Source organism: Pseudoalteromonas rubra (genome assembly GCF_005886805.2).
GTDB lineage: Bacteria > Pseudomonadota > Gammaproteobacteria > Enterobacterales > Alteromonadaceae > Pseudoalteromonas > Pseudoalteromonas rubra_D.
This window is the reverse complement of sequence record NZ_CP045429.1, coordinates 2,837,435-2,862,604: the sequence shown is the minus strand read 5'-3', so window position 1 is coordinate 2,862,604 and position 25,170 is coordinate 2,837,435. Positions and strand designations below refer to the sequence as shown.

Annotated in this window: 26 protein-coding genes and 1 tRNA gene; 9 read left to right on the top strand and 18 right to left on the bottom strand. The window is 45.3% G+C overall.

Going from position 1 to position 25,170, the window contains the following annotated elements; translation table 11 throughout:
* Positions 1 to 51: 51 nt before the first annotated feature.
* Positions 52 to 1,848: a serine hydrolase domain-containing protein gene (locus CWC22_RS12400; RefSeq protein WP_138537786.1), complete on the bottom strand. Its 1,797-nt coding sequence runs from the start codon at positions 1,846 to 1,848 to the stop codon at positions 52 to 54.
* A 370-nt stretch (positions 1,849 to 2,218) separates the two neighbouring features.
* Between CWC22_RS12400 and CWC22_RS12395 the strand changes: the two genes are divergently transcribed.
* Positions 2,219 to 3,355, top strand: coding sequence for a helix-turn-helix domain-containing protein (locus CWC22_RS12395; RefSeq protein ID WP_125561695.1), 1,137 nt, complete (start codon positions 2,219 to 2,221; stop codon positions 3,353 to 3,355).
* 140 nt (positions 3,356 to 3,495) lie between these two features.
* Positions 3,496 to 4,182, top strand: coding sequence for a DUF4386 domain-containing protein (locus tag CWC22_RS12390; RefSeq protein ID WP_138537787.1), 687 nt, complete (start codon positions 3,496 to 3,498; stop codon positions 4,180 to 4,182).
* Positions 4,183 to 4,350: 168 nt separating this feature from the next.
* Here CWC22_RS12390 and CWC22_RS12385 read toward each other — a convergent pair whose 3' ends face one another.
* From CWC22_RS12385 to CWC22_RS12345, 9 genes are all read right to left on the bottom strand, one after another.
* The gene (locus tag CWC22_RS12385; RefSeq protein ID WP_138537788.1) at positions 4,351 to 5,064 is read right to left on the bottom strand and encodes a hypothetical protein; all 714 of its coding nucleotides are present in this window, start codon (positions 5,062 to 5,064) and stop codon (positions 4,351 to 4,353) included.
* Positions 5,065 to 5,068: 4 nt separating this feature from the next.
* Positions 5,069 to 6,061: a S66 family peptidase gene (locus CWC22_RS12380; RefSeq protein WP_138537789.1), complete on the bottom strand. Its 993-nt coding sequence runs from the start codon at positions 6,059 to 6,061 to the stop codon at positions 5,069 to 5,071.
* Positions 6,062 to 6,070: 9 nt separating this feature from the next.
* Positions 6,071 to 6,859, bottom strand: a complete 789-nt coding sequence (locus tag CWC22_RS12375; protein WP_138537790.1) for an alpha/beta fold hydrolase — start codon at positions 6,857 to 6,859, stop codon at positions 6,071 to 6,073.
* A 55-nt stretch (positions 6,860 to 6,914) separates the two neighbouring features.
* The gene (locus CWC22_RS12370; protein WP_138537791.1) at positions 6,915 to 7,211 is read right to left on the bottom strand and encodes an antibiotic biosynthesis monooxygenase; all 297 of its coding nucleotides are present in this window, start codon (positions 7,209 to 7,211) and stop codon (positions 6,915 to 6,917) included.
* Between the two features lie 182 nt (positions 7,212 to 7,393).
* Complete coding sequence (locus tag CWC22_RS12365) at positions 7,394 to 7,765, bottom strand: VOC family protein (RefSeq protein ID WP_138537792.1); 372 nt, start codon at positions 7,763 to 7,765, stop codon at positions 7,394 to 7,396.
* 321 nt (positions 7,766 to 8,086) lie between these two features.
* Complete coding sequence (locus tag CWC22_RS12360; protein WP_138537793.1) at positions 8,087 to 8,518, bottom strand: GNAT family N-acetyltransferase; 432 nt, start codon at positions 8,516 to 8,518, stop codon at positions 8,087 to 8,089.
* 37 nt (positions 8,519 to 8,555) lie between these two features.
* The gene (locus tag CWC22_RS12355) at positions 8,556 to 8,933 is read right to left on the bottom strand and encodes a hypothetical protein (protein WP_138537794.1); all 378 of its coding nucleotides are present in this window, start codon (positions 8,931 to 8,933) and stop codon (positions 8,556 to 8,558) included.
* Between the two features lie 116 nt (positions 8,934 to 9,049).
* A complete protein-coding gene (locus tag CWC22_RS12350) occupies positions 9,050 to 9,676 on the bottom strand; it encodes a hypothetical protein (protein WP_138537795.1) in 627 nt (208 codons plus the stop codon).
* Between the two features lie 173 nt (positions 9,677 to 9,849).
* Positions 9,850 to 10,452 carry a hypothetical protein gene (locus tag CWC22_RS12345; protein WP_138537796.1) on the bottom strand — a complete coding sequence of 201 codons (603 nt, stop codon included), beginning with the start codon at positions 10,450 to 10,452 and terminating at the stop codon, positions 9,850 to 9,852.
* 516 nt (positions 10,453 to 10,968) lie between these two features.
* On the opposite strand from CWC22_RS12345, the gene CWC22_RS12340 reads away from it, so the two are divergent.
* Positions 10,969 to 12,828 carry a S8 family serine peptidase gene (locus CWC22_RS12340; RefSeq protein WP_138537797.1) on the top strand — a complete coding sequence of 620 codons (1,860 nt, stop codon included), beginning with the start codon at positions 10,969 to 10,971 and terminating at the stop codon, positions 12,826 to 12,828.
* A gap of 67 nt (positions 12,829 to 12,895) precedes the next feature.
* Here CWC22_RS12340 and CWC22_RS12335 read toward each other — a convergent pair whose 3' ends face one another.
* Positions 12,896 to 14,086, bottom strand: a complete 1,191-nt coding sequence (locus CWC22_RS12335) for a class I SAM-dependent methyltransferase (protein WP_138537798.1) — start codon at positions 14,084 to 14,086, stop codon at positions 12,896 to 12,898.
* A gap of 83 nt (positions 14,087 to 14,169) precedes the next feature.
* Between CWC22_RS12335 and CWC22_RS12330 the strand changes: the two genes are divergently transcribed.
* On the top strand, positions 14,170 to 14,817 hold the full coding sequence (locus CWC22_RS12330) for an HD domain-containing protein (protein WP_125561668.1): 648 nt from the start codon (positions 14,170 to 14,172) through the stop codon (positions 14,815 to 14,817).
* Here CWC22_RS12330 and CWC22_RS12325 read toward each other — a convergent pair.
* Positions 14,814 to 15,794: an ion channel gene (locus tag CWC22_RS12325; RefSeq protein WP_125561666.1), complete on the bottom strand. Its 981-nt coding sequence runs from the start codon at positions 15,792 to 15,794 to the stop codon at positions 14,814 to 14,816. The two genes, CWC22_RS12330 and CWC22_RS12325, sit on opposite strands and share 4 nt — an antisense overlap.
* 72 nt (positions 15,795 to 15,866) lie before the next feature.
* Between CWC22_RS12325 and CWC22_RS12320 the strand changes: the two genes are divergently transcribed.
* The gene (locus tag CWC22_RS12320) at positions 15,867 to 16,547 is read left to right on the top strand and encodes a M48 family metallopeptidase (RefSeq protein ID WP_138537799.1); all 681 of its coding nucleotides are present in this window, start codon (positions 15,867 to 15,869) and stop codon (positions 16,545 to 16,547) included.
* A gap of 478 nt (positions 16,548 to 17,025) precedes the next feature.
* Here CWC22_RS12320 and CWC22_RS12315 read toward each other — a convergent pair whose 3' ends face one another.
* Complete coding sequence (locus CWC22_RS12315; RefSeq protein WP_138537800.1) at positions 17,026 to 17,748, bottom strand: substrate-binding periplasmic protein; 723 nt, start codon at positions 17,746 to 17,748, stop codon at positions 17,026 to 17,028.
* 340 nt (positions 17,749 to 18,088) lie between these two features.
* On the opposite strand from CWC22_RS12315, the gene CWC22_RS12310 reads away from it, so the two are divergent.
* Both CWC22_RS12310 and CWC22_RS12305 read left to right on the top strand, forming a co-directional pair.
* Positions 18,089 to 18,790 carry an IS5 family transposase gene (locus CWC22_RS12310; RefSeq protein ID WP_230090569.1) on the top strand — a complete coding sequence of 234 codons (702 nt, stop codon included), beginning with the start codon at positions 18,089 to 18,091 and terminating at the stop codon, positions 18,788 to 18,790.
* Positions 18,791 to 19,044: 254 nt separating this feature from the next.
* Positions 19,045 to 19,890, top strand: a complete 846-nt coding sequence (locus CWC22_RS12305) for an enoyl-CoA hydratase/isomerase family protein (protein WP_138537802.1) — start codon at positions 19,045 to 19,047, stop codon at positions 19,888 to 19,890.
* 453 nt (positions 19,891 to 20,343) lie between these two features.
* Here the strand turns inward: CWC22_RS12305 and CWC22_RS12300 are convergent.
* Positions 20,344 to 20,428 (bottom strand) — tRNA-Tyr (locus CWC22_RS12300).
* Positions 20,429 to 20,540: 112 nt separating this feature from the next.
* On the opposite strand from CWC22_RS12300, the gene CWC22_RS12295 reads away from it, so the two are divergent.
* The gene (locus CWC22_RS12295) at positions 20,541 to 21,062 is read left to right on the top strand and encodes a VC2046/SO_2500 family protein (RefSeq protein WP_138537803.1); all 522 of its coding nucleotides are present in this window, start codon (positions 20,541 to 20,543) and stop codon (positions 21,060 to 21,062) included.
* Positions 21,063 to 21,503: 441 nt separating this feature from the next.
* Here the strand turns inward: CWC22_RS12295 and CWC22_RS12290 are convergent, their stop codons facing one another.
* From CWC22_RS12290 to CWC22_RS12280, 3 genes are all read right to left on the bottom strand, one after another.
* On the bottom strand, positions 21,504 to 21,959 hold the full coding sequence (locus CWC22_RS12290; RefSeq protein ID WP_138539615.1) for a YchJ family protein: 456 nt from the start codon (positions 21,957 to 21,959) through the stop codon (positions 21,504 to 21,506).
* A 16-nt stretch (positions 21,960 to 21,975) separates the two neighbouring features.
* Complete coding sequence (locus tag CWC22_RS12285) at positions 21,976 to 22,401, bottom strand: SulA-like leucine-rich domain-containing protein (protein WP_138539614.1); 426 nt, start codon at positions 22,399 to 22,401, stop codon at positions 21,976 to 21,978.
* 118 nt (positions 22,402 to 22,519) lie between these two features.
* Positions 22,520 to 22,984: an SEL1-like repeat protein gene (locus CWC22_RS12280; protein WP_125561656.1), complete on the bottom strand. Its 465-nt coding sequence runs from the start codon at positions 22,982 to 22,984 to the stop codon at positions 22,520 to 22,522.
* A gap of 118 nt (positions 22,985 to 23,102) precedes the next feature.
* Here CWC22_RS12280 and CWC22_RS12275 point away from each other — a divergent pair, with 118 nt between their 5' ends.
* Positions 23,103 to 24,392 (top strand): NCS2 family permease, encoded by a 1,290-nt coding sequence (locus tag CWC22_RS12275; protein WP_125561654.1) that lies wholly within the window; start codon positions 23,103 to 23,105, stop codon positions 24,390 to 24,392.
* Positions 24,393 to 24,398: 6 nt separating this feature from the next.
* Here CWC22_RS12275 and CWC22_RS12270 read toward each other — a convergent pair whose 3' ends face one another.
* Positions 24,399 to 25,160, bottom strand: coding sequence for a hypothetical protein (locus tag CWC22_RS12270; protein WP_010381845.1), 762 nt, complete (start codon positions 25,158 to 25,160; stop codon positions 24,399 to 24,401).
* Between the last annotated feature and the right edge of the window lie 10 nt (positions 25,161 to 25,170).

Below are 25,170 nucleotides of genomic sequence, written 5' to 3'. Positions count from 1 at the left end.
AAACATACCGGCGACAGGCCGGTATGTTTGATTTTATTCGCAGACTTTTGCTCATCGCCAGAATAGTACAGGTAAGTGACCCCATGCTGTCAGGACAGCGCACAACTGTAGGGCCATTATAAGCACTATACCATCTCTCATACTGCCTTTTGTTGTTATACCTTGCTGGTAACACTGCCACAATGAACAGATCAAACTGAATGGCAACAAAGCGGTCAGAATGGCAAGTGAGACACTTGCCAGAGTGACATCGCCAAAAGCCAGAAAAGACTGATTTAAATACAGGATGATTGGCACAGTAAAGGCCAGTAAATTCACTAACCCCCACCGCAGGCGCCGGAATCCAGTAAAACGTTTGGTTACCAATCGGAACAGCGCAAAGATCAGAATGTATAAAAAGCCACACAACCCGAGTAGCAGGCTGGCCCAATATAGTGAGATTTCAACAGTATTGGCTTTTTTAAAAGTTTTCAGACCGTTGCTCAATATTAGTTCACCGGCCTGGTTGGTAAAAAACACATGAGATGCCTGAGTTCGTTCGGAGTCCCGGTAAAGACCACCTTCGATGTGGTGCAGTATTCGAGGGGCACTTTGCAACGAGTGTAGAGTGATCTGCTCACCAGATGCCGCGACCCAAACGAGACCGAATAATTTATCAAGGAACTCAAATTCAGCCATATTATTGGGCGACAGTTCATACAAACCAAGCCAGGCAGACATGTCCTTTGTCGATGTGCCGGGCTGAGCAACATCGGTTTCGCTTAACTCAAGTAATTCGACAAACAAGGCTTTGAACGCTTCATAGTCGGCGCTTTCACTGTCCGTGTTGATAGCGTAAAAATACCCTTTCTTTTGCTCCGGGAACACGCAGATATTGGCGCGAAAACCAAAAGTTGTGCCTGGGTGGCAATGGCCGATAACACCATATCTGTCGCGGTTTGCAAATGCCAGACCCCGGCCAATTTCCAGACCCGCTTTGTCTGCGTTGGTAATGTGATAATCAAAAAGTTTGTCCATTAATTCAGGGGCAACAATGGCTTCTCCATTAAGTACGCCATCGCTCAATACAAACTGGATGAATCTAGCCATATCTTGCGCAGTTGTCGTGAATTGACCTGCTGGTCGGGTATAAACTGGCACGGCGCTCTGAGCAACATGGTTTTCATGGTATCCCATGGCCAGTGTGGTGTTGGCACCTTGACTGGTAAACTCGAAGGTGCTGTCATGCATACCCAACGGAATGAGCAAGTGTTGATCCAGGTAAGCTTCATAGCGTTGACCGGTGACAGCTTCTATTACCATACCAAGCAACGTATAGCCCATATTGGAGTATGAATATTGAGTACCGGGCTCAGTTCTTATTTTGAGTAGCGCTTTATTCTCTGTCGGAAAAGCCTCAGCAAGTGGCGTAACTGGTGTGGGCGTGGTACTCAGAAATTGCCACATACGAATGTTGTCCAGCCCGGCTGTATGAGTGAGCAGATGCTTAACACGTACAGGTGCACGGGGTTCCCAGGGGTTATTAAAATGCAAGTGAGGCAGCAACGGCTGAACCGGGGTTTCGAGTGTCAGCTGCCCCTGAGAAATTAACCGCAAAACCCCCAGTGATAGGACGGTTTTGGTGACTGAGCCAACATGCATTTTTTGATTGGGTAGCATCTTCTGCGAGTGTTCAATATTGGCATATCCTGCGCTGCCCGTTGTGATCTGTGCCCGAGTCACTATGCTCCAGGTGATCCCCGACAGTGCCTGCGCGTCTAGCAATGTTTGTATTTTGGTATGCCTGGTCTCTGCATAGGTCAAATTTGACAGCAACAAAGTGGCCAATATGATAAGACTTCTGAGCATTGACTTCTCCTTACCTGGCTCTGGTCGTGTGCCCGTACCGCGATTTTCGAACATTTGCTGATGTAAAAAAGCTGAGGGCTGATAAATTTCGCCTAAATTTAACAAGTTACTGTGTGAAAAAGTAGTGAAGGTAGGGCAATAAAATCCGTAGTGAGATAGAAGACACGATGAGAATTCGTGTGGCTAGTGCTCGTTCAGTCTTTTATATGTGTCAGGGTAAAACCCTAACATATTGTAAATATTGATCTTCTATTGGATAATTGAAAGACTAAAATAATAATAAAAAATAAAGCCGAATGGCAGCATGAGCGATAGTGGTTAAGCAAGATGGCTCATTGTTTCGTAAGGCGCTTTTTTCGGGGAGCAATAAATGAATGTATTGGGCACGCTAATTTACGCCTGTATGTTTGGTATACTGGCGCTGGCTTTGTTGCAGGCGGTTAATAAACCCAGGCAAATGCAGACAACTTACCTGATAGCTTTGTTGGTTTTACTGATCATCCATGTTTGCGGTGAGCTAGTCGTATATACGGGCGCTTATCAGTACGTCCCCTGGCTGGTGGGGGCTCAATATCCCTTACGTGTACTGCTTGGGCCTGCTTTGTATTTGTATGCCTGTGCCACTATGTCTCCCAACCCTGAGTTTTCAAAACGCACCTACCTGTGGGCGCTGTCGGGCCCGGTTCTGGTGATTGCGGTGATGTTACCATTCACCATCAGCCTGAGCTCTGCTGAAAAGCTGGCACTGGCAGATCCGGCCACCCGTAACCCTGAGCACTATAAGCTGGCGTTATTTTCCTGTTTTGCAGCAACGCAAATCTTTGTTTTGTATACGGCTGTTTATTTCTTCCGTGCATTGAAACTGCATCGTCGTCATCGTCAGCAATTGATGGAGCGGTTTTCCGAAATAGAATCACGCTCTCTGAGCTGGTTTGGGGTCATTTTACTGTTCTGGGGATTAGTGTGGTTGTGCTATGCCACCGGTTACATTTCCGTTTTTTATGGCTGGCGTTGGTTCGGGCAAGGCGTGATTTTGCCTATCTTTGAAACTTGCGTCTTACTGGCATTTGCGTATCTTGCGTTGAAACAACCCATATTGGTTAAGGCCGACAAAGGAGAGCCCAGATCCGAGCAGCCGCGCACGTCGACGGTCAGTTTGGACAGAATGCAACGCATTGCGGCTAAGCTGCAAAGCGCGATGAAAGAGGAGCAGTTGTTTATGGAAGAAGACTTATCTTTGAATAAACTCTCCAAAGCGATTGGTATCAGCGAAAATCATATTTCAGAGACTTTATCGCAATTGCTAAAAACCAATTTCTTCCAGTTTGTGAATGGCTATCGGATCTCACATGCCGAAAAACTGCTCAAAGAAACGGATATGCAGATCCTGACTATTCAGTTTGAAGTTGGCTTTAACTCAAAATCGACTTTCAATACGGCATTTAAAAAAGCCACAGGGCTCACACCATCTCTGTACCGTAAGCAAGAAAAGGCTGTAACAGCCTAAAAAGTATATGAATAAAAAGTTCGAACGGGCCCAATCGAACGACAATTCTGAGGCACTCCCTGACAATGGCGTTACCAAACACGCACAGGCCACAACCGAATAGAGGTTGCCTGATATTATCATTGTAGGGAGTTTTATCTATGTCTCACCAATTAGCGGCGCGTATTGCTGGGTTTTTATTTCTGATCTCGACCAGCTCTTATATGTATGCTGACACCATATTGTCGCCGCTACTCAGGCTGCCCGACTTTCTCAATCAGGCAGCACAGAATCAGTCAACACTGGCGCTGGCTTCGTTACTTGAGTTTATTAACTGTGCAGCGGTTGTTGGGATTGCCATTGTGATTTATCCCATTATTAAGCGATATAGCGAACGGGTTGCGATTGGTTATATTGCCGGCCGTGTGATAGAAGCAGCTATGCTGACATCTGGTGCGGTGATGTTGATGACATTCGGGGCGATGGGAGAGAATCTGGCAGCCAGCTCGGTGATGCACAGTGAGCAGCTTTATATTATGGGCAATGCGCTGAAAACGGAGCGCTATTTTAGTTTCCTGATGGGAATGATAGCACTGGCTATTTTCGGATTCCTGCTGAACATCACTTTGTTTAAGTATCGCCTGGTACCGCGTGTATTAGCAGGTCTTGGGTTGCTCGGTTATGTCATGCTGTTATTGAAAGTGCTGTTTGATTTCTTTGGTGTGAGTATGGGTGGTGCCTGGATGTATATTCCTGGTGGCTTGTTTGAGCTCCTATTACCACTTTGGCTCATTTTCAGAGGGTTTGATTTGAGCGTAGAGCCGCAGGTAGGCACATCAGGCAAATAAGCAGGATGGTCGGGCAATGGATGTGTCCCGTTGGATTTTGCGTTAGCGGTATCTGTATTCTATTGGCTCTGCCAGCGCTTTATCAATTCGTCTTTACTTTTATTTCCTTTTGGCATGTGTTCTTCCGAAGCTTAAAAGGGGGCATTAATACCAATACTAAGACCAATATTAAAAGCCATAGCCAACACCATAACTGAAAATAACAGCAGCGATAAATAGCACTAAGCATGCTTTGGTACTTTTAAAGTGCCAGCGTTGTGTACGCCCTATTGAGTAGATGAATAGCCCTGTGAGCACAACTGTGGGTTCGTAGAAAAACCGCACTGGTGCATCAAACGGAAAGAAGAACAGGCCATGGATCAGGCGACCCAGCCCGGGTGGTAATAGCATCATAGCTGCAAGGAGTATCCAGTGGGCGTGTGCATGCGGTGAGTCAGTGCGCAAAATAGCTTTATACATGAATAAAATAAAGGCAGGAAAAAGTACCAGATCCAGACTCAATACGAGCCGAAAGATAGTGGAGGTATTAAACTGAGTCTGAAATATATTGGCGTATAGCGATAAGGTAGAAAGGACAAACGCTAGTAAGACACAGGTTGATAAGTACCCAAGAATGCGATGATGGGTGTAGCGCTGATAGTGAATGAGTGTTACCTGAACCAGCATGCCAGCGATCCATAAAAAAGACACCGAGGCGTGCGAGTGATGCGCTTCAGTTAAGGATGAAAATTGCAGCACATAACTTGGAATAAACCCCAGTAATATCAGCAGGCCAATTGCCCAAAGCCACTTAACATAGAAGGACATGGGCAAGGCTGAGTTGGCGTGCTGTACAGTGTGTGAGGCATGTTTATCATCCGTGGTGATTAAGCTCTGTGACATGCTTTTATTCTGCTGAGCCTGAAATGGATGGTGATACTTTTATCGAGACGGTCTCTTTATGTGCATTGATCTGACATCGCCCGCCAATTGGTATAGTAAAGATGGGCGTAGTGTGGCCAAAGTCGAGATTGCACACAACCGGGCAGTGTTCAAGTTGCTCAAAGCTGCGCAGAATCTCAACCAGGTCGTTGAGTTCGACTTTACTGTCTTTTTGAAACCGGCCAATCATCAGGCCCTGAATGTGTTCTGCTCCCCGGTGAGACAATAAGGACTGTAAATTGCGTTCGAACTCCGTCAGAGTCAGCTCTCCAAGGAGATTGTCTTCTTCTAAAAACAAGAGGGCACCTGTCAGGTCTGGCATATACTGGGTTCCCTGTAACAGGTTGAATGAACACAGGTTGCCGCCTAAAATAGTGCCTTCACAACTTCCCGGGTTGACGATAACCGGGCCTGCATTTTTGATAAATTGCCGCCTGGTCTGATCGATAAACCAAAGATCATCTGACCAGGTTTCTGATACATCCAGTACATAGTCAGTACCGCGTAGTAATGCGTGTTCAAAGTGCTTTAAAGTGTACGCAAAGCCCTGTTGCATACCAAATGATGAAAAGTGTGGCCCCAGAAAAGTTATCTGACCTGTTTTGGCATAGATGGCATTGAGCAGCACGGTGATGTCTGAATAGCCGCACAAGGGCTTAGGCTGAGTACGGATCGTTTCCCAGTCAAGGTGGTCGAGTATTCTGTTGGCATTGTGGCCACCTATGGTGCTCAGGATCAGTGCGACGTTAGGATCTGCATAGGCCTCATTGAGATCTTGTGCTTTGTCTTTTATCCGTTGCGCCGTGGTATCCGATTGGTGGATGTAGTGCTTTGCAAAATCACACTGAATATTAAGCCCCGCCAGTGTTTCAGTGGCAATGGCCACGGTCTCATCGGATAAGATATTTGCTGACCTGCTGGGTGAGACAATACGTGCGATTTTCTTTTGCGTGCTCATAAACTTCCTCTAATTCGTTGATGCAGTAGTGGTGTCTGCCGTAACAAAAAACTGCTGGATAATAGGACAAACCAGCTCAGGTAATTCCTGGTGAGCGGCATGCGCGGTGAATGGAATATTTGCAAAGTTTGCGTCAGTCAGCTTTGCTTTGAGCGCAACGGCTTCTGACAGAGAAAATAAAAAGTCATCATCGCCTCGCATGATGAGGGTAGGGCATGTGATTTGGCTTACCAAATCGCAAGGATATCCCGACTCACTGGTATCGAGCCAGAGCGCCTTCACCGCACTAACCAGAGCAGGGAAGTCTGGGGTGGGATTTGAGGTGTTATAATAAGCGACTCCTTCAGGAAATAATTCTGTCCAGAGTTCGACCGTCAGGCCTTGCAGAGTGTCAATGGTCGGATCATTTTCTTCCAGCCGCCAGGTCGACCCCAGGGTAACCAGGCGAACAACCTGCTGAGGGTTCTGCGCTGCCAGGCGATAGGCAACGATACCGCCATCACTGAAGCCAAACAGGGCATATTGCCTGATACCCAGCGCACTAAGCAGGGCTTGTATGTCTTCCTGATACTGAGCATAGGTCAATGGTGCATAGCCCAGGTGCGACTTTCCCTGCCCGCGTAAATCGATGGATATCAAACGGAAGTGCTCAATCAAATACTCACTAAGTACATCCAGGTCCCGGGTTGAACCCAGGCCACCATGGAGCATGACCAGAGGAAAACTATTTGGATTACCACTGAGTTCATAGTGGAGTAGGGTGCCGTTGATGTCTGCATATGCTGACTGCTTATTCATGATCATATCCTTTAACTGCGTTGTTATTATTCGACATTGCTCTTTGGGCGCCGCGTTATCGTGTTCTGTCCTCTACCTCGTCAAAAGTTTCTACCGAAATACGTTTTGCAAGTTCACGCATCCGCTGCATTTTTTCCGGGTTGCTGTTATCCCAGAAGTTCAGCCAGTCTTTGCGAGAACGCCATTTGGCTATGGTCAGTACTTTGTCTGGCTGGTCGGTGCTTTGTAACATAAAACTGCCAAGTGCACCGTCAACAGAACGGTGTATTTCATCGGTTGTTATTTGCCATGTGGCCTGAAACTCAGTCATATTTTCAGTGGGTACCTGCCACTGATAAATCACTCTGAACATAGTTAATTACCCTTAATGTCATTCAATGACCTGCCATATGGCGCAACGACAGCAAACGTGTGACTGAGCTCTTAGGTGGAAAGGCTATCATGGGTTGTATCGAGCTGCACGCGGACCCTGTGTTCTGAGCGATGTCTCCTGACACAGGCTGTCAAAGAGATACTCAGCCAATCAAAAAGTGGTTACTCAGTATGCAGGGCAATGCAGTTGCCTTCTGAATCTTCAAATTCCGCAACCCAGCCGAATCCGCAAATAGAGGTTTTGGGGTAGAGGGTTTTTCCACCCAAAGAAAAAACCTTGGCCAGCGTGGCATCTATGTCTTCTGTATGGAAATACAGCCGTGCCCCCGCTTTAGAAGGAATATAACTGTCTCCTTTGACGAGTGCGCCGGTGATCCCGGCTACCTGATCGTTTGATGGGAATAGAGCCATGTCGTGACCATCGATGAGGGCACGTTCGAACTCAAAGCCAAAAACGGCTTGATAAAAGGCCGTGGCGCGATCTAAGTCGGTCACCGGAATTTCAAAATATCTCACTGGGTTATTCAGAAGCATCTTTTCCGCCTTTTTGAGGTGTTTTGTTTAGTATGGCACGTCTTGGCCATACTCTGATTTTAGGAGCTAGTTGCTCTGTGTCCAGAACTGGTTTTGAGCCACCTGCTCTCTGTGATACATGCTTCATGGTGTCTCAGTCATATTACGTTTGTGTGCTCATCGTATGATATGTGGGCTGAAAAATGTCCTATCCGCTAACCCCATTAAAACGGGAATTGGCGAAGTTTACAAGTGGTTTTGTATTGGGAACAAACTGGCATTTTCTACAGTCAGAAAGGAACAGTCAGGCGCCTATGCTCACTCCTTTAAGCGTGTTCAATTTCATTTGTTATCAGAGATGGCCCTGAAGACGTGTTGCACCTTGCTGTGCTTGAACCCAATGGATCCATAGAACGCATGTGCATCCGTTCTGACTTCATTACAGCGAACTCGGTATTGACCTGGCTGGTGCGCTAGCACGTGTTTTACCAGCATGCGACCTACGCCCTGGCCACGGGTATCAGGGAGTACAACCAGCCCACCAATTTCATAAAAGCTGTTGGAGGCTAGCCGCCGGGCGAAGAAAACATGTATCCAGCCAACAATACGAGTGCTTAGCTGAGCGACGAATACCTTATCGACCGGAGAGTCCAGCAATGCAATGAGGTTGGCATGAGACTCTTCTGGTGACAGATTTATGTATCCGAGGTGCTCTGAGACCTGAGCAATTTCCTGTGAATCAGACGCTAACGCATCTCTGATGATAATAGCCATATGATTGTCCTTAAAGGGGTATGACGGGTAAATCACTCTATAAAGTTGGTGGTGTTAAATTCAGTTGTAAGCGCATTTTTTCCTTGAATTTAATTGGGAACACCAGATCAACATCGTGGGATGTTGCTTTAGCTGCTGAGTAAAGTCGCCTGGCAGAATTTAGTGCCCTGATGACAGGCTCTCTAGGTAAGGTCGCCGGAAACGTTTTTAAGTTTTCCAGCTTTACAACGTGCCCTTGAGCGTCAAAAAACAGGGTGGCTGTGATTCTGCCTTCGCTGTCTTGAATATTTGCTTTGTCAGAAAAAAGTGGGTCCGGAACTTCAATCTGGATTTCACCAAGCTCTATTGCGATTGGTGGCAAGCAGCTCAGTGCCTGGAAACTGATTGCAAATAGGATGGTCAGTATGTAATTCACATTCTCTCCGTAGCGTACTTAACATCAAAAGCGGATTTAGTGCGCCACTCAGGCGTTTATTAATCTTGCTGGATCATTCACTTCTGACTGGCGATCTATTACTCTGCCTTTGTGATCTAGAGCTTCTTAATTAGCAACTGAATGCCTTCATGCTCTGTAATTGAAATAAACGGTTTGTTCCCGTTTACTTCAAACTCACTGTATTTGATTGTGGCCTTTTTATCAAAGCCTAATTTGTTGGCAAAGATGTGTTGAGAAATATTGCCGGTGGCTTCGGCCTGTGCGTATTGAAACCCCTGAGCTTTGGCCGCTTGTAAACATGCTGAAATGAGTGCAACCACCATACCTTTTACTTTGACATTGGCATCTGTGGCAACAAATTTGATATTCAGATAGGTGTTTTCTGTCAATTCACCTTTGTTGAAGTAGGTATTATTTAGCGAATCAATCAACGCCGCTATCGGGTTCTCATTTCCTTCAGGTGATGCATTCACTGAGTCTGACAAATCTGAAGCCAGTAGCACGCCGATAACTCGACCCGAGTTAACCTCCTTAGCGATGAACCCCATGCCCTGAACGGCACATTGATTTGAAAGGTAGTGGATATAATCTGAAAATTCCTGCGGATCTGCAGTATTTAAGTGCGCCAGTGGCTCTCGTTCATGGAACTCTTTGACTAGCAGTCTGGCGGCTTCTTCAGCACTGTGGGTGTCTATTTTTTGAATGGTGTAATCAATTGGCATGTGATAAATCCCGGTGACATAGTGACCCTTATTTTACAGTACTCACAAGGTGGAGTCAGAACATTTTGGCCAAGGTCAATGAGGTCACCGGGGGGGCGCCTTCAGCAGGTGCGGTGTTGAGACTTCTTTGGTGAGCACTGTGGTGGGAGTGCGTAGCTGAGTGTCTCAAAGCGTCACCCTTTATTAGGTTTGAACTGAGATATTAAAGCTTCAAATTCTGTCTGTGAAGTTGGCACATGGGTATCTAGTGTTCTGATAATGCTTAGAATATTTTCTTTTGTACTGGCAATATCGTCCTCGCTTTCGATCATTGAGACAATGTAAAAGACGCACAGGTCACTGAGCGTTGATAAAGAGACCAAATGGCTTTCTTCGGTGTCATTATGGCGCTTCAGATGCCAGTATAGAAGCTCTGTTCCATCGAGCCACGCCTGCTGATGCACTGTGACAGAGTGATCTTTGGAGGCGTGTTTTAGATAGTTAAATTCATGTTCCAGATGGCTTTCTAATATGCTTTTTATACCTGCTTTTTTTGCATCCTTGTCAGTAAATGAAGCAATGGGGATAGCCACAATCTGATAAGGGGTCGCCTGATATTCAAAGTGCGTAGCGCTCTTTGGGGTGACTTTTTCTGCAAACTTAAGGCTAAAGTAGCTTTGACATTCAGGATATCCATTCAGCCACTTTGTGGCGCCATTATTTTCCCACGCCCACATACCTGCATGGCCATTCAGGCTGAGTGCCATTAAGATAAAGCTAATATACTTAAATTTCATGGTTTTTCCTTAAACGTGAAGACTTACAAGAAGGGCATGATTGAGTTTACAGCCAGTGAAACAACCCACTCTCGGTATTCTAAAACTCGCATCTGCCTGCCTTTTGCAATTACTTTACACCAACACGTCTGAAAAAACTTCCGATAATGTCACCATATAAGTTTTGAACGGTTTGACCTCAAGGAAGCTGTTGTTTGAGCACTAAAGCTCAGGCTGGTTTGTGAGCGGAGGGGGGTAAATAGGCACTTTTGTAATACCTGTTACTTTCAGGTTACGTGAAAAGAATTGACGTTAGGCAAACCTGTTATGGGTAATAAAGGCTGGGTTAAGCGAAATTAAATTACAAAAATCAATAGGCTAATGAAATATTCACTAAAATGAAAAAAACTAATGTAAATTTAAATTTACAAACTTTGTAAACATAGTTAAATAAATGTTCTATTTTGTTGTTTATTTTTTCTTCATATGCGCTACATTTTGATTGGAAATTAACCAAACAACAAAAAAGGAACAAGTATGCGTAAACTAAACACACTGGCTTTTGCCGTTCTGGCAGGCCTATCTGGACAGTCCATGGCTCAGGCCGAGTTATTGACAGCAGATCAGGGTAAAGCCATTCCAGACAATTATATTGTCGTGTTTAAAACGCCAACCGTGCTTAATACACAAAGCGCTATGGCTATCTCTGATTATGCGACTACCCAGGCACAGGCACTTAGCAATGCTTATAATGTAAGCGTTGCTAAACGCTTTAACGGCGTGCTAAACGGTGTGGTAGTCAATGCATCTGAAGGCGATGTTAAAGCAATGCTTAAAGACCCTAACATTGCTTACATTGAGCAAGATCAGATTGTCACTGTTACACCTCAGGCTTCTGGTGATCAGAATAATGCGATCTGGGGCCTTGACCGTGTCGATCAGCGTGCATTACCTTTGAATTCAAACTATCACTATGACTTTGACGGCACAGGTGTGACCGCGTACGTCATCGATACTGGTGTGCGTATTTCGCACAGTGAGTTCGGTAATCGTGCAAGCCATGGTTATGACTTTGTTGACAACGATGCAGACTCGTCTGACTGTAACGGTCACGGTACACACGTTGCTGGTACTATCGGTGGTTCAGAGTACGGTGTTGCGAAAAATGTCAATGTTGTAGGCGTCCGCGTATTAGGGTGTAACGGTTCCGGTTCGTATTCTGGTGTGATTTCAGGGATTGACTGGGTTAAAAATAATGCGTCAGGCCCGTCTGTTGCCAACATGAGTCTGGGTGGTGGTGTATCTCAGGCTGTTGATGATGCGGTTAATGCTGCCGTTGCCTCGGGTGTTACCTTCGTTGTGGCTGCGGGTAATGATAACAGCGATGCCTGTAACTATTCACCTGCTCGTGCGGCTGATGCGATAACCGTTGGTTCTACAACAAGCAGTGATGGCCGCTCTAGTTTCTCTAACTACGGCTCTTGTCTGGATATCTATGCGCCAGGTTCAAGCATCAAATCTGCATGGTATAACTCAGACAGCGCTACTAACACTATCAGTGGTACCTCAATGGCAGCACCTCATGTTGCCGGTGCGGTGGCTTTATACCTTGACCAGGATCCGACGCTTACGCCAGCTCAGATTGACTCATTGCTGAGCAGCAGAAGTACTAAAGGTGCAGTGTCTGATGCAAAAGCAAGCTCGCCTAATGAACTGCTTTATACGCTGGAAGGTGATGCGCCACCACCACCGCCTCCTCCAGGCCCAACTGAGCTTGTTTCAGGTGTAGGTGTGTCGGCGTCAGGTGCGTCTGGCTCTGAGACCTTCTATAAGCTTGCTGTTCCAGCTGGTGCAGCGTCGGTTTCGTTCACTCTGGCTGGTGGCTCGGGTGATGCGGATCTGTACGTTCAACAAGGCACTCAACCGACTCAAAGCAGCTACGCGTGTCGTCCATATAAAAACGGCAACAACGAATCATGTGAGTTCTCTAACCCGGCAGCGGGTGACTGGTACGTAATGCTACATGGCTATAGCCAGTACTCAGGCGCTACGCTGACGGGTACTTTTGGTGATGCTTCAGGCTGTGGGGCAAACTGCCTTCAAAACGGCGTGCCAGTCACGGGGTTGTCTGGTGGTACTAACACAGATACCCGTTATACCATCGAAGTACCGGCCAATGTAACATTGAATGTGAGCATTTCAGGTGGATCAGGTGATGCGGACTTGTATGTCCGTAAAGGCACTCAGCCAACCACTAATAACTATGATTGTCGTCCATATCTGTCTGGCAACACAGAAAGCTGTAGTCTGAGTTCAGGTACAGATGGCGGTACTTACCACATCATGGTACGTGGATACAGCAGTTACTCAGGCCTGACTCTGCAAGGCAGTTTCTAAACAGTACCGAGTAAGTAATATAGAAAAGGCCGCTCTGGAGCGGCCTTTTTTACTTTGCTGGTAACAATCAATAGACTTTGCAGATCAGACCCTTCAGGTAAAAACCTTCCGGATAGCAACCCGCAATGGGGTGGTCAGCAGCCTGATTAAGACGCTCCATGATCAATAAATCCTTACCGGCATCCAGCGCTGCATCAGCTACGACTTTCTGGAATAGATTCTGTTCCATCAGGCCTGAGCAAGAGAAGGTCAATAAAGTGCCACCTGGCTTTAGCAATTGCATTGCCAGCATGTTGATGTCTTTGTAACCGCGACATGCACCATTGAGCTGTGCTTTACTCTCTGCAAATTTAGGTGGATCCATGACGATAGTGTCAAACTGACGGCCTTCTTCCCGATACTGTCTGAGAAGCTTAAACACGTCTTGTTTAACAAACTGAGCACGGGATACATCCAGCTCATTGTGTTCGACATTACGTTTCGCCGTATCTAAAGCTGGTTGAGACACATCGACATTAATGACTTCATCACAGTCGCCGCGCAGCGCATACAAGCCAAATGTGCCTGTATAGCAAAAACAATTCAGTACAGATTTACCTTTTGAAAAGCGCTCTAATGCTGCCCGGCTGTCTCTTTGGTCCAGATAAAAACCTGTTTTATGTCCGGATTTTATATCGACTTCTATTTTTAAGCCGTTTTCCATGATCACCACAGGTGCCGTTGGCTCGTCTCCCCACAATACGCCAGTGGTTTTCTCAAGCCCTTCTTTTTTACGTACATCGACGTCAGAGCGTTCGTAAATATGACATTCAGGGAACAGCGTTCTGAGCGCTTGTACAATTTCGCCCTTGTGACGCTCTGCACCGGCGCTGAGTAACTGGCAAACCAGATAGTTATCAAATTTGTCTATGGTAATGCCGGGTAAACCATCTGACTCCGCGGCACACAATCTGAAACCGGTTAACTGTCCTTCCTCAATGACCTGTTCGCGGGCTGCAAGTGCGCGTGCGAGTCGGCGTTCGAAAAAGGCCTGATCGATTAACTCTGCTTGATCAAAACTCCAGATCCGGGCACGGATCTGTGAATCGGGGCTATATGCGGCTGTTGCGAGGTACTGTCCGTCGTGACTATAAATGGTCACCGTATCGCCAAGCGCAGGCTTACCTTTGACTTTTTTGATTGCCTTGGAAAAGATCCAGGGGTGTTTTCTTTTTAAAGATTTTTCACGGCCAGGTTGTAAATACAGCGCGCAAGACATATAAATTCCTTACTATGGATAATGGTGACATTTTAGTGAAGCCAATAAAAACATACAATCAGAACCATAAGGTTAAGGGATAAATGACAGTAAATATGACGGAATTAGAGACGGCATGCAGAGATTTTATGCTCACAACCGAGTTTGCCGATACCGCCCATGATTTATCACACATCCTGCGTGTGGTTAAAACCGCCAAGCAACTCTGTGCTGCGGAAGGGGCTGATCTTGAAGTTGTGTTGCCCGCGGCCTGGTTACACGACTGTGTGGCTGTGGCAAAGAATCACCCGGACAGGCCCATAGCGTCGAAATTGGCCGGGGACAGGGCGGTTGCCTTTCTATCAACCCTGGATTATCCAGAGCACAAACTCTCAGCGGTACATCATGCGATAGTTGCACATAGCTTCAGTGCCAACGTGCCACCCGATACGCTGGAAGCTAAAGTTGTTCAGGACGCAGACCGAATGGATGCGCTTGGGGCGATTGGGGTGAGTCGATGCATGAAAGTGGGCGGTGCCATTGCCAGACATTTGTATCACATTGATGACCCATTTTGTCAGCAACGAGAAGCGGATGATAAAAAGTACACGTTAGATCACTTCTACATCAAGCTGCTGAATATTGCGGAGCAAATGCACACGCAGTCGGCAAAACAAGAAGCGCAGCGCCGAACTGAGTTTATGCGTGGATTCTTGCTCGAATTGGGCAGAGAGATAGGTGTCCCCGACTAGCGGGTCATGCGTTTTACGAATACAACGACAAACAACGCCAGCGAAAAGCTCCCGGTAAACGCTTCAACCGTGGCGATTAACCGGGTAATGCCGGTCGGCGTTATGTCGCCATAACCCAGTGTAGTAAAGGTGACCACACTGAAATAAATGCAGTTGAGTAATGTACTGAGGTTGTCTGACCATGAGGCCTGACTGGAAAACTGGATCAGCCCGTCGTTATAATTGATTCCGAATATAAAGTAGCAAATCGCACAGGCGACTATCATGCCCAGACTGAAGCGGATCACATTTTCGGGCTTTTCGCCGTAGCCACATAACATATCAACGAAAGAGGATACCAACCGGCGTTTGGACAATTTAGGGTATTGCGCGTGACGCATGCGAAGTTCGCTGTAGGTATATTTGCCAGCCATTTCAAACAGACCTTGCTGCTCTGCGCCTTTTCTCAATAAGCGATAGATTTCTTCTGATTGTAAAAACAAGTCGTTGGCTTCATCTAAATCTTGCTCTTTCAGTGCGTCGCTGGCTTGTTTTTCTTGTAACAGTTTATCGCCAAGGTAGAGGTTATCGATACGAGTTTTATCGAGTTTCATGCCGAGCAGATTGGTGTTTTCGAGTTTGCAGCAATGTAGATTGGCATCTCGCAAGTCCGCTTTCATTAAGGAAGCATTTTTGATGGTACTGTTGAACAGGTGAGCACCTTGCAAGTTGGCACGATAGAAGTTGCTGTATGACAGGTCATAGCCTTCGTGGTTACCAAATTTAACCAGGTTAAGACCTTCCAGGTTGGCACGTTTTAACTCCAACCCCTGTAAAAGGCCGCCTCGTTTTGCATACCGCTCCAGCTTTTGAGTTAACTCCAGACCGCTTTTGTCAAATTTGCTATCATGCCAGAAGCAATAGCCTGAACCCATGTCTATTTCCTGGCATTTATGGCCGTCGGGAGATTCATATTGGCAAAGTGGTTTGTTATTCATGTTACGCCAGTTTAATCCTTCCTATTAGTAAGGGTAGCAGCATTTTTTCAGGGTAAATAAAAAATTGTATCTATGTCATTCGATTATCAGTTAAGTATCAGTAAGCGCAGACAGAGTGTTGCGATAAAAGTCACAGCGAATGGCGTGAAAGTGTTTGCGCCGCATGGCATTGACCGACAATGGCTGGAAACCTGGCTGAAGAGCAAGTCGAGCTGGGTTGAGGATAAGAAGCTAGCAGTGTCTGCTCAGCAACAACAGATCCAATCACCTTTCTGTCACAAAGAAATTCAGATATTTGGTGAACGATATCAGCTGGTGCTGTCGCCGCGTCGTTCTTATATTGATCATGACGCCAAATGTATTGGTCTAAAAACCCGGGCACAACCAGGAACAGAGGGCGCGCGCAAAGCCTTATTTAAGCTCTTAAACCAGATACTGCTCAGCTATGTAACGCCGGTACTGGCTGAGTATTCGGTCCTGATGAACAGTCAGTATCAGGAATTGAAAATAAGGGAATATAAACGCCGCTGGGGAAGTTTGTCTTCAAATGGCACGCTGGCGCTTAACAGCCTGTTGGTTGGTGCGCCTAAGTGGGTTATAGATTATGTTGTTGTGCATGAGCTGGCACACGGTCATGTGATGGCACACAATCAGGCCTTTTGGCAGATAGTGGCACGTCATTATCCCAGGTACCGGGAAGCTCAAGCTTACCTGAAGCAATATGGGGTTGGGTTACAGATCGAAAAGCCATAGCGGAGACCGGATCTACACAGTGACACTGATGGAGTGATGGTTTTGAGATAGGCAGCCTGAAGCTTGCTTCCATTTTGGGCATTAATGAAAACATCGGTTTACGAATGGCGCTGGTGCGACTGCCTGAACATGAATGCCCGTATGAAAAGCTAACACAGGGTGTTGTACGGTGCCGAGTAGAAAAGTGGTGGAGCTTACGTAAAATGAGTTAAACCAATTGTTCGATGAAATGGCGAGAATCGAGGACATTTTGCTGGACGCTTTACTTGTTCATAAGAAGCGTAGATTTGAACCCAAAAGAAGCCGATACACGTCCAATTGAAGTTAGCTTTATCGATACGCGGTAGGACTTGACTTCAGTTGGCTACCTTGAGGCTGCATAATTCTACTAATGAGCTGTACTAGGTTAGGTGGAGTTACACAGTAGCATGTGTCCTGGGATTAAACTGACAAAACTAATGTTTTAGACTGCAAAAATTTAGTGGCTATGACTTTGTTGTATTTCTTCTAATATTCGTTGAAATTTGTATACTAATTCAAGAGAGGTGTCATTGTTGAAGGCAATGTAAAGCTGAAAATCATCAGGGCCGAACGTGTAGATCTTTCTTAGTTTTTTTATGTCTAACCCTAAGTTACTCATCTGTTCCTCTAGCATTGATTGCGTTCCAATAACTAGATCAACCCGTTTTAAAAAGAGCATTTGGACGTTTTGTTCGAAGGTGGTTGTTAAATATAGATTGGATTCATCATTAAAACCGATATATCTTAAAAAGTGATGAGTACTGTCTTCTCTGATTACAGCAATTGAAAAGTGCTTAGCATCAGCTAGAGCATTAATTTCTATATGGGAGCTGCTTGTAAGAGCCCATATATGACCCTTTAGCTTACTAATCGGACCAACCCAATGAAATAAGTGTTCTCGCTCTTTAGTTCTAGCTAATGAAAATATCATTGTATTAGGCTCGTTGAGAGCCAGTTTATATGCTCTCGCCCAAGGGTATACCTCTATAGGTACTTTGTAATTGGCTTTGGAAAGCTGCTTTTTGACTAGCTCAACAGCACTTCCCTGAATTGGCAAGCCATTTTCAACTATTTGATACGGAGGAAAGTGTTCTGTGACAACTTTTATTTGTTGTGCGAATAGAAGAGGGGATATTCCAAAGAAAATACAAAATAAAAGAAGCGCTTTTGTCGCATGCATGAATTTTTGCCTGTGTTATCGACCAATTCAATTATAGTCATCATCCGCTTCGATGGCACAATTTGTTGGTAGCCTGTCGAGAAGGGGTAAAATCATCACAATTGTTCGAGTGTAGCTTTGATAAAAGGACGCCTGATGCATTCATATATTGTTGTGCGATAGAAGTGAGCTATTGAGGTTTTCTACAGTTAAAGTCAGGTTTTTATTATTGTTATTGTGTGGGCATTTAACAACGAGAACTAACTCGAAATGTGGGGATTTGAGGGCATTGTTTCCTAAATCATTGAACTAATTTAGCCTTGTGTGATCAGATCTCAAAAGCAAACACCGAGACTGAATTTTGAAAGAAAAGCGTATCACCAACTGGCGCGATTACAACAAAGCCCTTATCGCCAGAGGCAACATCCAACTTTGGTTTTCCGAGGATGCAATTACTCAGTGGAACAACACGCAACATCACGGCGGTAAAGGGCGAGCCAATCATTTCTCTGAGCTGGCGATTGAGACCTGCCTGACTTTACGGGCTGTATTTCGCTTGTCTCTTCGAGCCGCACAGGGTTTTGTTTCTTCTCTGATATCAATGATGAAGCTTAATTTGGAAACGCCAACTTATAGTTGTTTGTGCAAGCGTAGTGCAGAGCTCGCAGTTCGTTACAGGCCAAGCTCCAGTGCATCTGCGGGCATTGATATCGTGGTTGATAGCACTGGCTTGAAGGTGCACGGAAATGGTGAGTGGCATGCAAGAAAGCATGGTGCGAACAAACGCCGGACATGGCGAAAGTTACATCTGGCCATTGATGCAAATACGCACCAAATCGTGGGTGCTGAGTTGTCTGCAATCTCCGTAGCTGATCCAGAAGTTCTGGGCGATTTGCTCAGACCATTGCGCAGGAAAATCAGTTCGGTAAAAGCTGATGGCGCTTATGATACTAGAGGCTGTTATGCCGAAGTCGCAGTCAAAAAGGCTGATGCAGTGATCCCACCAAGGTGCAACGCGCAGTTGTGGGAGAATGCGCATACTCGAATAGCGTGGTCATTTTAACAAAGCATATAGGTAGCAGTGAGTGGAAGAAGTGTGTGAATTACCATCAACGCTCACTGGTGGAAACAGCTGAAATACAGCGTTGTTTAAGCTATCTGGATTTGATCAACAAGGCCGGATTTGAGCATAAAAATGATTATCAATAAAACCCATAAACTCAATCTTAACTAAGGCTGGTTATAAAGGTTTTGAGTGGGTGTTACTCTCCATTTTAAAGTTTACTTTTTGAACGACTGTGACGAGTGGAGATAATTATGGTTTATGAAAATTATACAACATTTAAGGCAAGGCAAAATCAAGGAGTGCTTACAGTTACCTTTGATTTTGAACCTGTAAATATTCAAGGCATTCCTATGTTGGATGATCTTAATCGCTTATCTGCAGCACTGGAGACAGACAAAAGTGTAAAAGTTGTTGTATTTCAATCTGCACACCCAGAAATTTTTGTTGCACATGCCGACACAAACTTTTTAAAGGATATGTCTACTCAAGCGGTGGCGAGAGAAGAGGTTGAATTACTTTATTTGCAGCAAGTCTTGCAGAGAGTCAGTGTACTGCCACAAGCCACCATCGCAAAAGTAGAGGGGTTTGCACGTGGTGGGGGTCATGAATTTATGCTGGCTTGTGACATGCGTTTTGCTGCTCGCGGTAAAGCCAAGTTTATGCAAATGGAGGTGGGTATGGGGATTTTACCATGTGGCGGTGGAGCATCCCGCATGGCTCGGCAGGTAGGGTTAGGGCGTGCATTGGAGATAATTTTGAGTGCGCGTGATTTTGATGCCGACCAAGCACAAGCGTATGGCACAATTAACCAAGCACTGGATGCGGATAAAATTGGTCCTTATGTAGAAGAACTAGCTAATCGAATTAGTCAATTTCCTGCTGAATCGATAGAAGCCTGTAAACGCGCTGTATATGCCTCAATTGATTTGCCAATTGAAGATTCGCTAAAAGAAGAAGCTTACAGGTTGTATCAATCAATGAGCAAAACACCAGCACAAAAACGTTTTCAGTATGCTGACGATAATGGTGCGCAAGATAGCATGGAAAATCAGCGCAACTGGGATCAATTAGTGATGGGTATTCAGGATATTAAATAGGGTCAAATAAGATGAGTTAGTCACTAATGTGACCATGTTCCAACTTTGATCTAGTCGTTATGGCACTGTTATGGCCGGCCTTCTAGTAATATTGAGTTAAGTTGTTTTACCGAAAATCATGCAATGCCCATATTCGGTTCTGTACCAAACAAAGTGCAGTTAACGTAACTGCACTTTGTTTATTTACTACTGTGAAAAATCATGTGTTTTTTTATTGTAGAGGCTGTTTTTGGCAGCTAGCGAGTGTCCCAAGTGGGACTATGCTTTTGGAAATTGGATGTTTTTCAGCAGACACAAAAAGACAGTTGAAGAAACTTTCTAACTGACTGTTTTATATGGCTTAATGTGGCTAAGGAGGCTGTATTGTAACCAGCTAAGGCAGTGTTGTCAGGCTTATAGTCTGATCCCTTTGGGCGATCGGGAACCCCTCCTAGGAGAAAACAAATTGTAAAGTGGTGGAGGGGGCTGGATTCGAACCAGCGAAGGCAGTGCCGTCAGATTTACAGTCTGATCCCTTTGGCCGCTCGGGAACCCCTCCTCAACATGGGCGCTGATAATATCAAAGTTTTTAGTGAAGTAAAGAAATGTCCTAAAGAAAATTGAAAAAATGCCGATAAATTTTCATATTTGATAAATTGTGGCGATTTTACATGCAGATAGATGGCATTTTGTGCAAAGAGGCTCAGCTGGGCAGTGCACTCAATCACAGCGTTCATGAAGCAAGACGCGGCGACTTTGGCTTGCTGCTGTCTTTATTGTCTCAGGATGCATTAGATTTTAGCCAGTTTGACCTGCCGCATTCGTCTTCACAGGAAGCTGATAAATCAGAAGAAGCGCTTAAAAAGGCGTTGCAGCTTGGTCCGCAAAAGCCACTTGCCCCAGAACAGTTCGATATGCTGATTGGCCAGAGCAATGGGTTTATGGCTCAGGGGGGCGATCTGACAAGTCTTCGCCTTAAAGAATGTTTGCAGCCAGAGCCCTTTGCGGTACGTAACGACAAAAAGCACATTCCGCTGCATATCGTTGATAATTTGGAGCCTGCCGTAAGACAGAAGCTCGAAAATACCAGAAATCCGCAAATGCTTGTTGATAAACACGATATAGATGCTGCAGGTTTCTATGATCAGATAGCCAGTGGTGAAATGCAATCTATGTTGCAGGTTGCGGTGTAATACCAATTTCACTTAATACCTGGTCTATTTGAAGGAGCAAATAGGACGCTAACGGCGTTAAAAATTTCTTATTTAGAACAACTAAATAGCAAAATTTTTGCCTTGTTATCGACCCTATTTTCTCGCCTCAAAATAGATCACTTAATTAAGCAAATTGGTATAACAAACGCCACAGCGAGTTTAAAAAAGAAAACTAAGCGATGCGTAAATATTGGGCGAGTAATTTGATGCGTGCAAACATCATAAGCATATTGGAATGATGTTGTCGTTTGCTAGAGTCTTTGTCTTTGATTTTGTTAGGCCGCTTCCAAGGCTTTGAAGTCGCTTAGGGGGCCTTAGTTGCAGAGCACAAATAAATTGGGTACAACAAACGCGAAGAAGCTGCCTACTTAGAACTGGGTTATTGAAGGTTCAATAACCCAGATCATCTAGCCTGCCTATCTAGCCGTGGCATTTTTTGAACTTCTTCCCACTTTGGCAGGGACAAGGATCATTCCTGCTAATTTTTTTCTCAGGGCAGGCAAACAGTTCACCATCAAGATAACGCCACTGGCCGTCTTCACGTAAAAAGCGAGACCGTTCGTGCATAGTGATACAGGTGCTGCCATCCAGGTATGTAGCCTTAAACTCCACAAAGTGATGTTCTGGAGAATCATTGCTTTGGATGACCTCCAAGCCAATAAAGGTTGCGTGCTCAGCAAATGCACTGATACTGGCCTCACTATTTTCTGCACGTTTGCACTGTGCATAAGTACGATGTATGTACCCTGTGTCTTTGAGGCAATAAGCACTGTATCTGGAGCGCATTAACTGCTCCGCACTGTCAGGTAGCTTTTGGCCTGCTATAAAAGGCAGACAGCATGCTTGTGCTTCTCTTTCAGAACCGCAATAACACATATTTTCTCATTTGAACTTAATGCGCAACGACAGATACCTCATGTCCAGAGGTGCGGGTAAAACAAAAGACCTCAGTGTCACTGTCTATCAGTTTAAACTGAGACAGCTGTTGTTCCGACACAATGTCTGTCCAGGTGATCACCGCTGCAAAGTTACCTTTGCATAAAGCGCTGTTGATAACATACTCTAAGTTTATCAAATGTCTTTGACGTAGCACCAGTAGCTTGCTGCTATCAATTGAACTGTTATCCAGCAGGGCTTTGCTTGGAATGTTGTCTGGTGCAATAAGCAAGGTCCATCTGTGAAGTGAATTGCATCGATACAGGATTTTAAGCAGTTCTAAACTGCTTACTATGTCATCTTCCGCATATACTAACTGATAGCGTTTATTGGCTGTTTTAGCCTGAGACACTGATATATTTTGCACTTGAGTATGTAACATGAGCAGACCACTGATTTTCTATACAGTGGTTATACAGTATTTCATACAGTGCTATTTGGCAAGTAAAATATCGCGTGTTTTTTGTGCTTTTTTAATAGTGCTTTGATTACATTTACTTTTATTTTGGGTTCGCGTCCGGGCTAAAGTGCATCATTTGATGGATTTGCTCATACAGGGTAGCGGCATAGCACTGGGCATCTATGAATCGCTTAGCTGTCAGATGGGTACGCACTTGCTCAAGTGTGCCAGCTGCTGCCTGATTTCCCTGACTTTGAGAGAGCGATAGCCAGGCAATACCATGAAAAACGCTTTTTGGTACACCCTGACCTTTTACAAATAACATCCCGAGATAAAACTGGGCTTTATTATCACCTGACATCGCAGCAAGCCGAAGCCATTTCGCAGCGAGCGGATATTGTTTATTTTTCAGATAATAAAGGCCTTTTTTATAGACAGCTTTGTTATCGGTATCGTTGGGCCAGCGGTTTTCAGAGTCCGGTGTTGCGGTCACAAATTCCAGCACATTGAGCAGCTGTTGCTCTAAATCACTGCCGTTTGCAACTGCTAATTGGTTCTTTTTCATACTGATTTCACTTAATACGACTTAGATCAGAGTGTAGCTGATTTTTAACTATTTTGTCCGATTACACCAGAGATTTGTGATAAAATCCGGCTTTCGTTTCTATATAAAATACAAAGACATGCTGGAAAAATTATTTTCGCTCCGTGCACAGCAGAGCACAGTCAAAACCGAGTTTATCGCCGGCCTGACGACATTTGTCACTATGGTTTACATTGTTTTTGTGAACCCTGCCATGCTAGCTGAGGCGGGCATCGATCATGGTGCTGCGTTTGTTGCCACTTGTTTAGCCGCAGCTATAGGTTGTTTTATCATGGGCTTGTGGGCCAATTATCCGCTGGCTTTGGCGCCAGGCATGGGCTTAAATGCCTTTTTTACTTATGGCGTCGTGTTGGGTATGGGTCATTCCTGGCAAAGCGCGTTGGGCGCGGTTTTTTTATCTGGGTGTCTATTTTTATTACTCAGTATATTTAAGGTCAGAGAGTGGGTGATACAGGCAATCCCGCTGGTACTCAAGCAAGCCATTGCTACAGGTATTGGTGCTTTCCTGGCACTGATAGCGCTTAAAAATGCGCAGATCATCGTTGCCAGCCCGGCAACCTTTGTGCAATTGGGTGACATCACCAGCCCTGGCCCTTTACTTGCCATTCTGAGCTTTTTTGTTATTGCTGCCTTAATGTATCGTGATATGAAAAGTGGCGTGCTGCTGAGTATTTTGTTGGTTACTGTGCTTGCCTGGGGCCTTGGCTTGGTCGAATATGCCGGTATTGTTTCTATGCCACCGAGTATTACACCAACTCTGGCGCAACTTGATATTGCCAGTGCGTTGGAAATCTCGATGCTGAGCGTGGTGTTCGCATTTTTATTTGTTGATTTGTTTGATACCAGTGGCACTTTGGTTGCGGTGACACAAAAAGCTGGTATTGCAGATAAAGAAGGGCGGATGCCACGCCTTGGCAGAGCGCTTTCGGCTGACAGCTCAGCAACGATAGCTGGATCTTTTCTTGGTACCTCCACAACCACTTCGTACATTGAATCTGTGTCAGGTGTGTCTGTGGGTGGGCGTACAGGATTAACCGCAGTGGTGGTTGGTTTGTGTTTCCTGCTTATGATGTTCTTTGCACCTTTGGCGCAAATGGTCCCTGCGTATGCCACTGCCGGAGCGATTTTGTACGTCGCTGTACTGATGCTGCAAAATTTGAAGCTGGTGAACTGGGATGATATGAGTGATGCCATTCCGGTCAGTGTGGTGTTACTTATGACACCACTGACGTTCTCAATTGCGCATGGCATAGCGCTTGGCTTTATTTCTTATACTGCGGTGAAGCTGGCGTGTAATAAACGCGAGGAGATCTCTGTCAGTGTCTGGGTATTGACCGTGCTGTTTATTGTCAAGTTTGCGATCAGCTGAGGCTGATCACCACTTTTTCTTGGGAGCGAAAAGGACATCGAGGTCGTCCTTTTCTTTCTCTGCTTTCTTTTTCACCGCAGAGGCATTGGAGGCTTTAAGCTCAGTGCTTATCTCACTCAGGTATCCTTCGAGCAGAGTTTTCTTTTCTTTGGTGTACTCATCGGCGTGGGTGACACCGCAGATGATCGCATAGGCTTTTTCAAAATACTGACGTGCCGATCCCACCATGTTAGCGCTCTTAGCTGACATTCCCCGCTTGATTTGGCTTTCTACATTTATTCTTAGTTGCAACCGCTCCATTTTACGGTCTTCCTGAACAAACACTTGTGTGTCTACTTTGCCTTTGCTGTGCTCTGAACGTAGTAAGTGGCGCAATTTTTTAATGCCCTGAACCAGCGCGATGAGCTGCTTATCGTTGTCGGGTAATGTGACTTTATCAGATTCGTTTGCATTTTGAGGTTCGTTGTTTAAACGCTCCTGAGATTCATGCATGCGACTTTTTAATTCTCGAGAGGTGGGTGAAAGCTCGACCATAGATACCAGTGCATCATGCACACGGCGCTGAATGACTTTGATCATGGCACCGGACATAGGAATGTTGCTGCTATTAAGGATTACATCTTCGGCTTCTTCAATGATCCGCTTTTGTTTTGCCAGCTCTTTACGGCGTTCCGCTTCTTGTTTTTCTTTGTGTTGTTGAATAGCACTGACCCACACTGCAATGACAATGAGTGCTACAATCAACAAAATTATTACGGTAATAAACATACCCGGATCT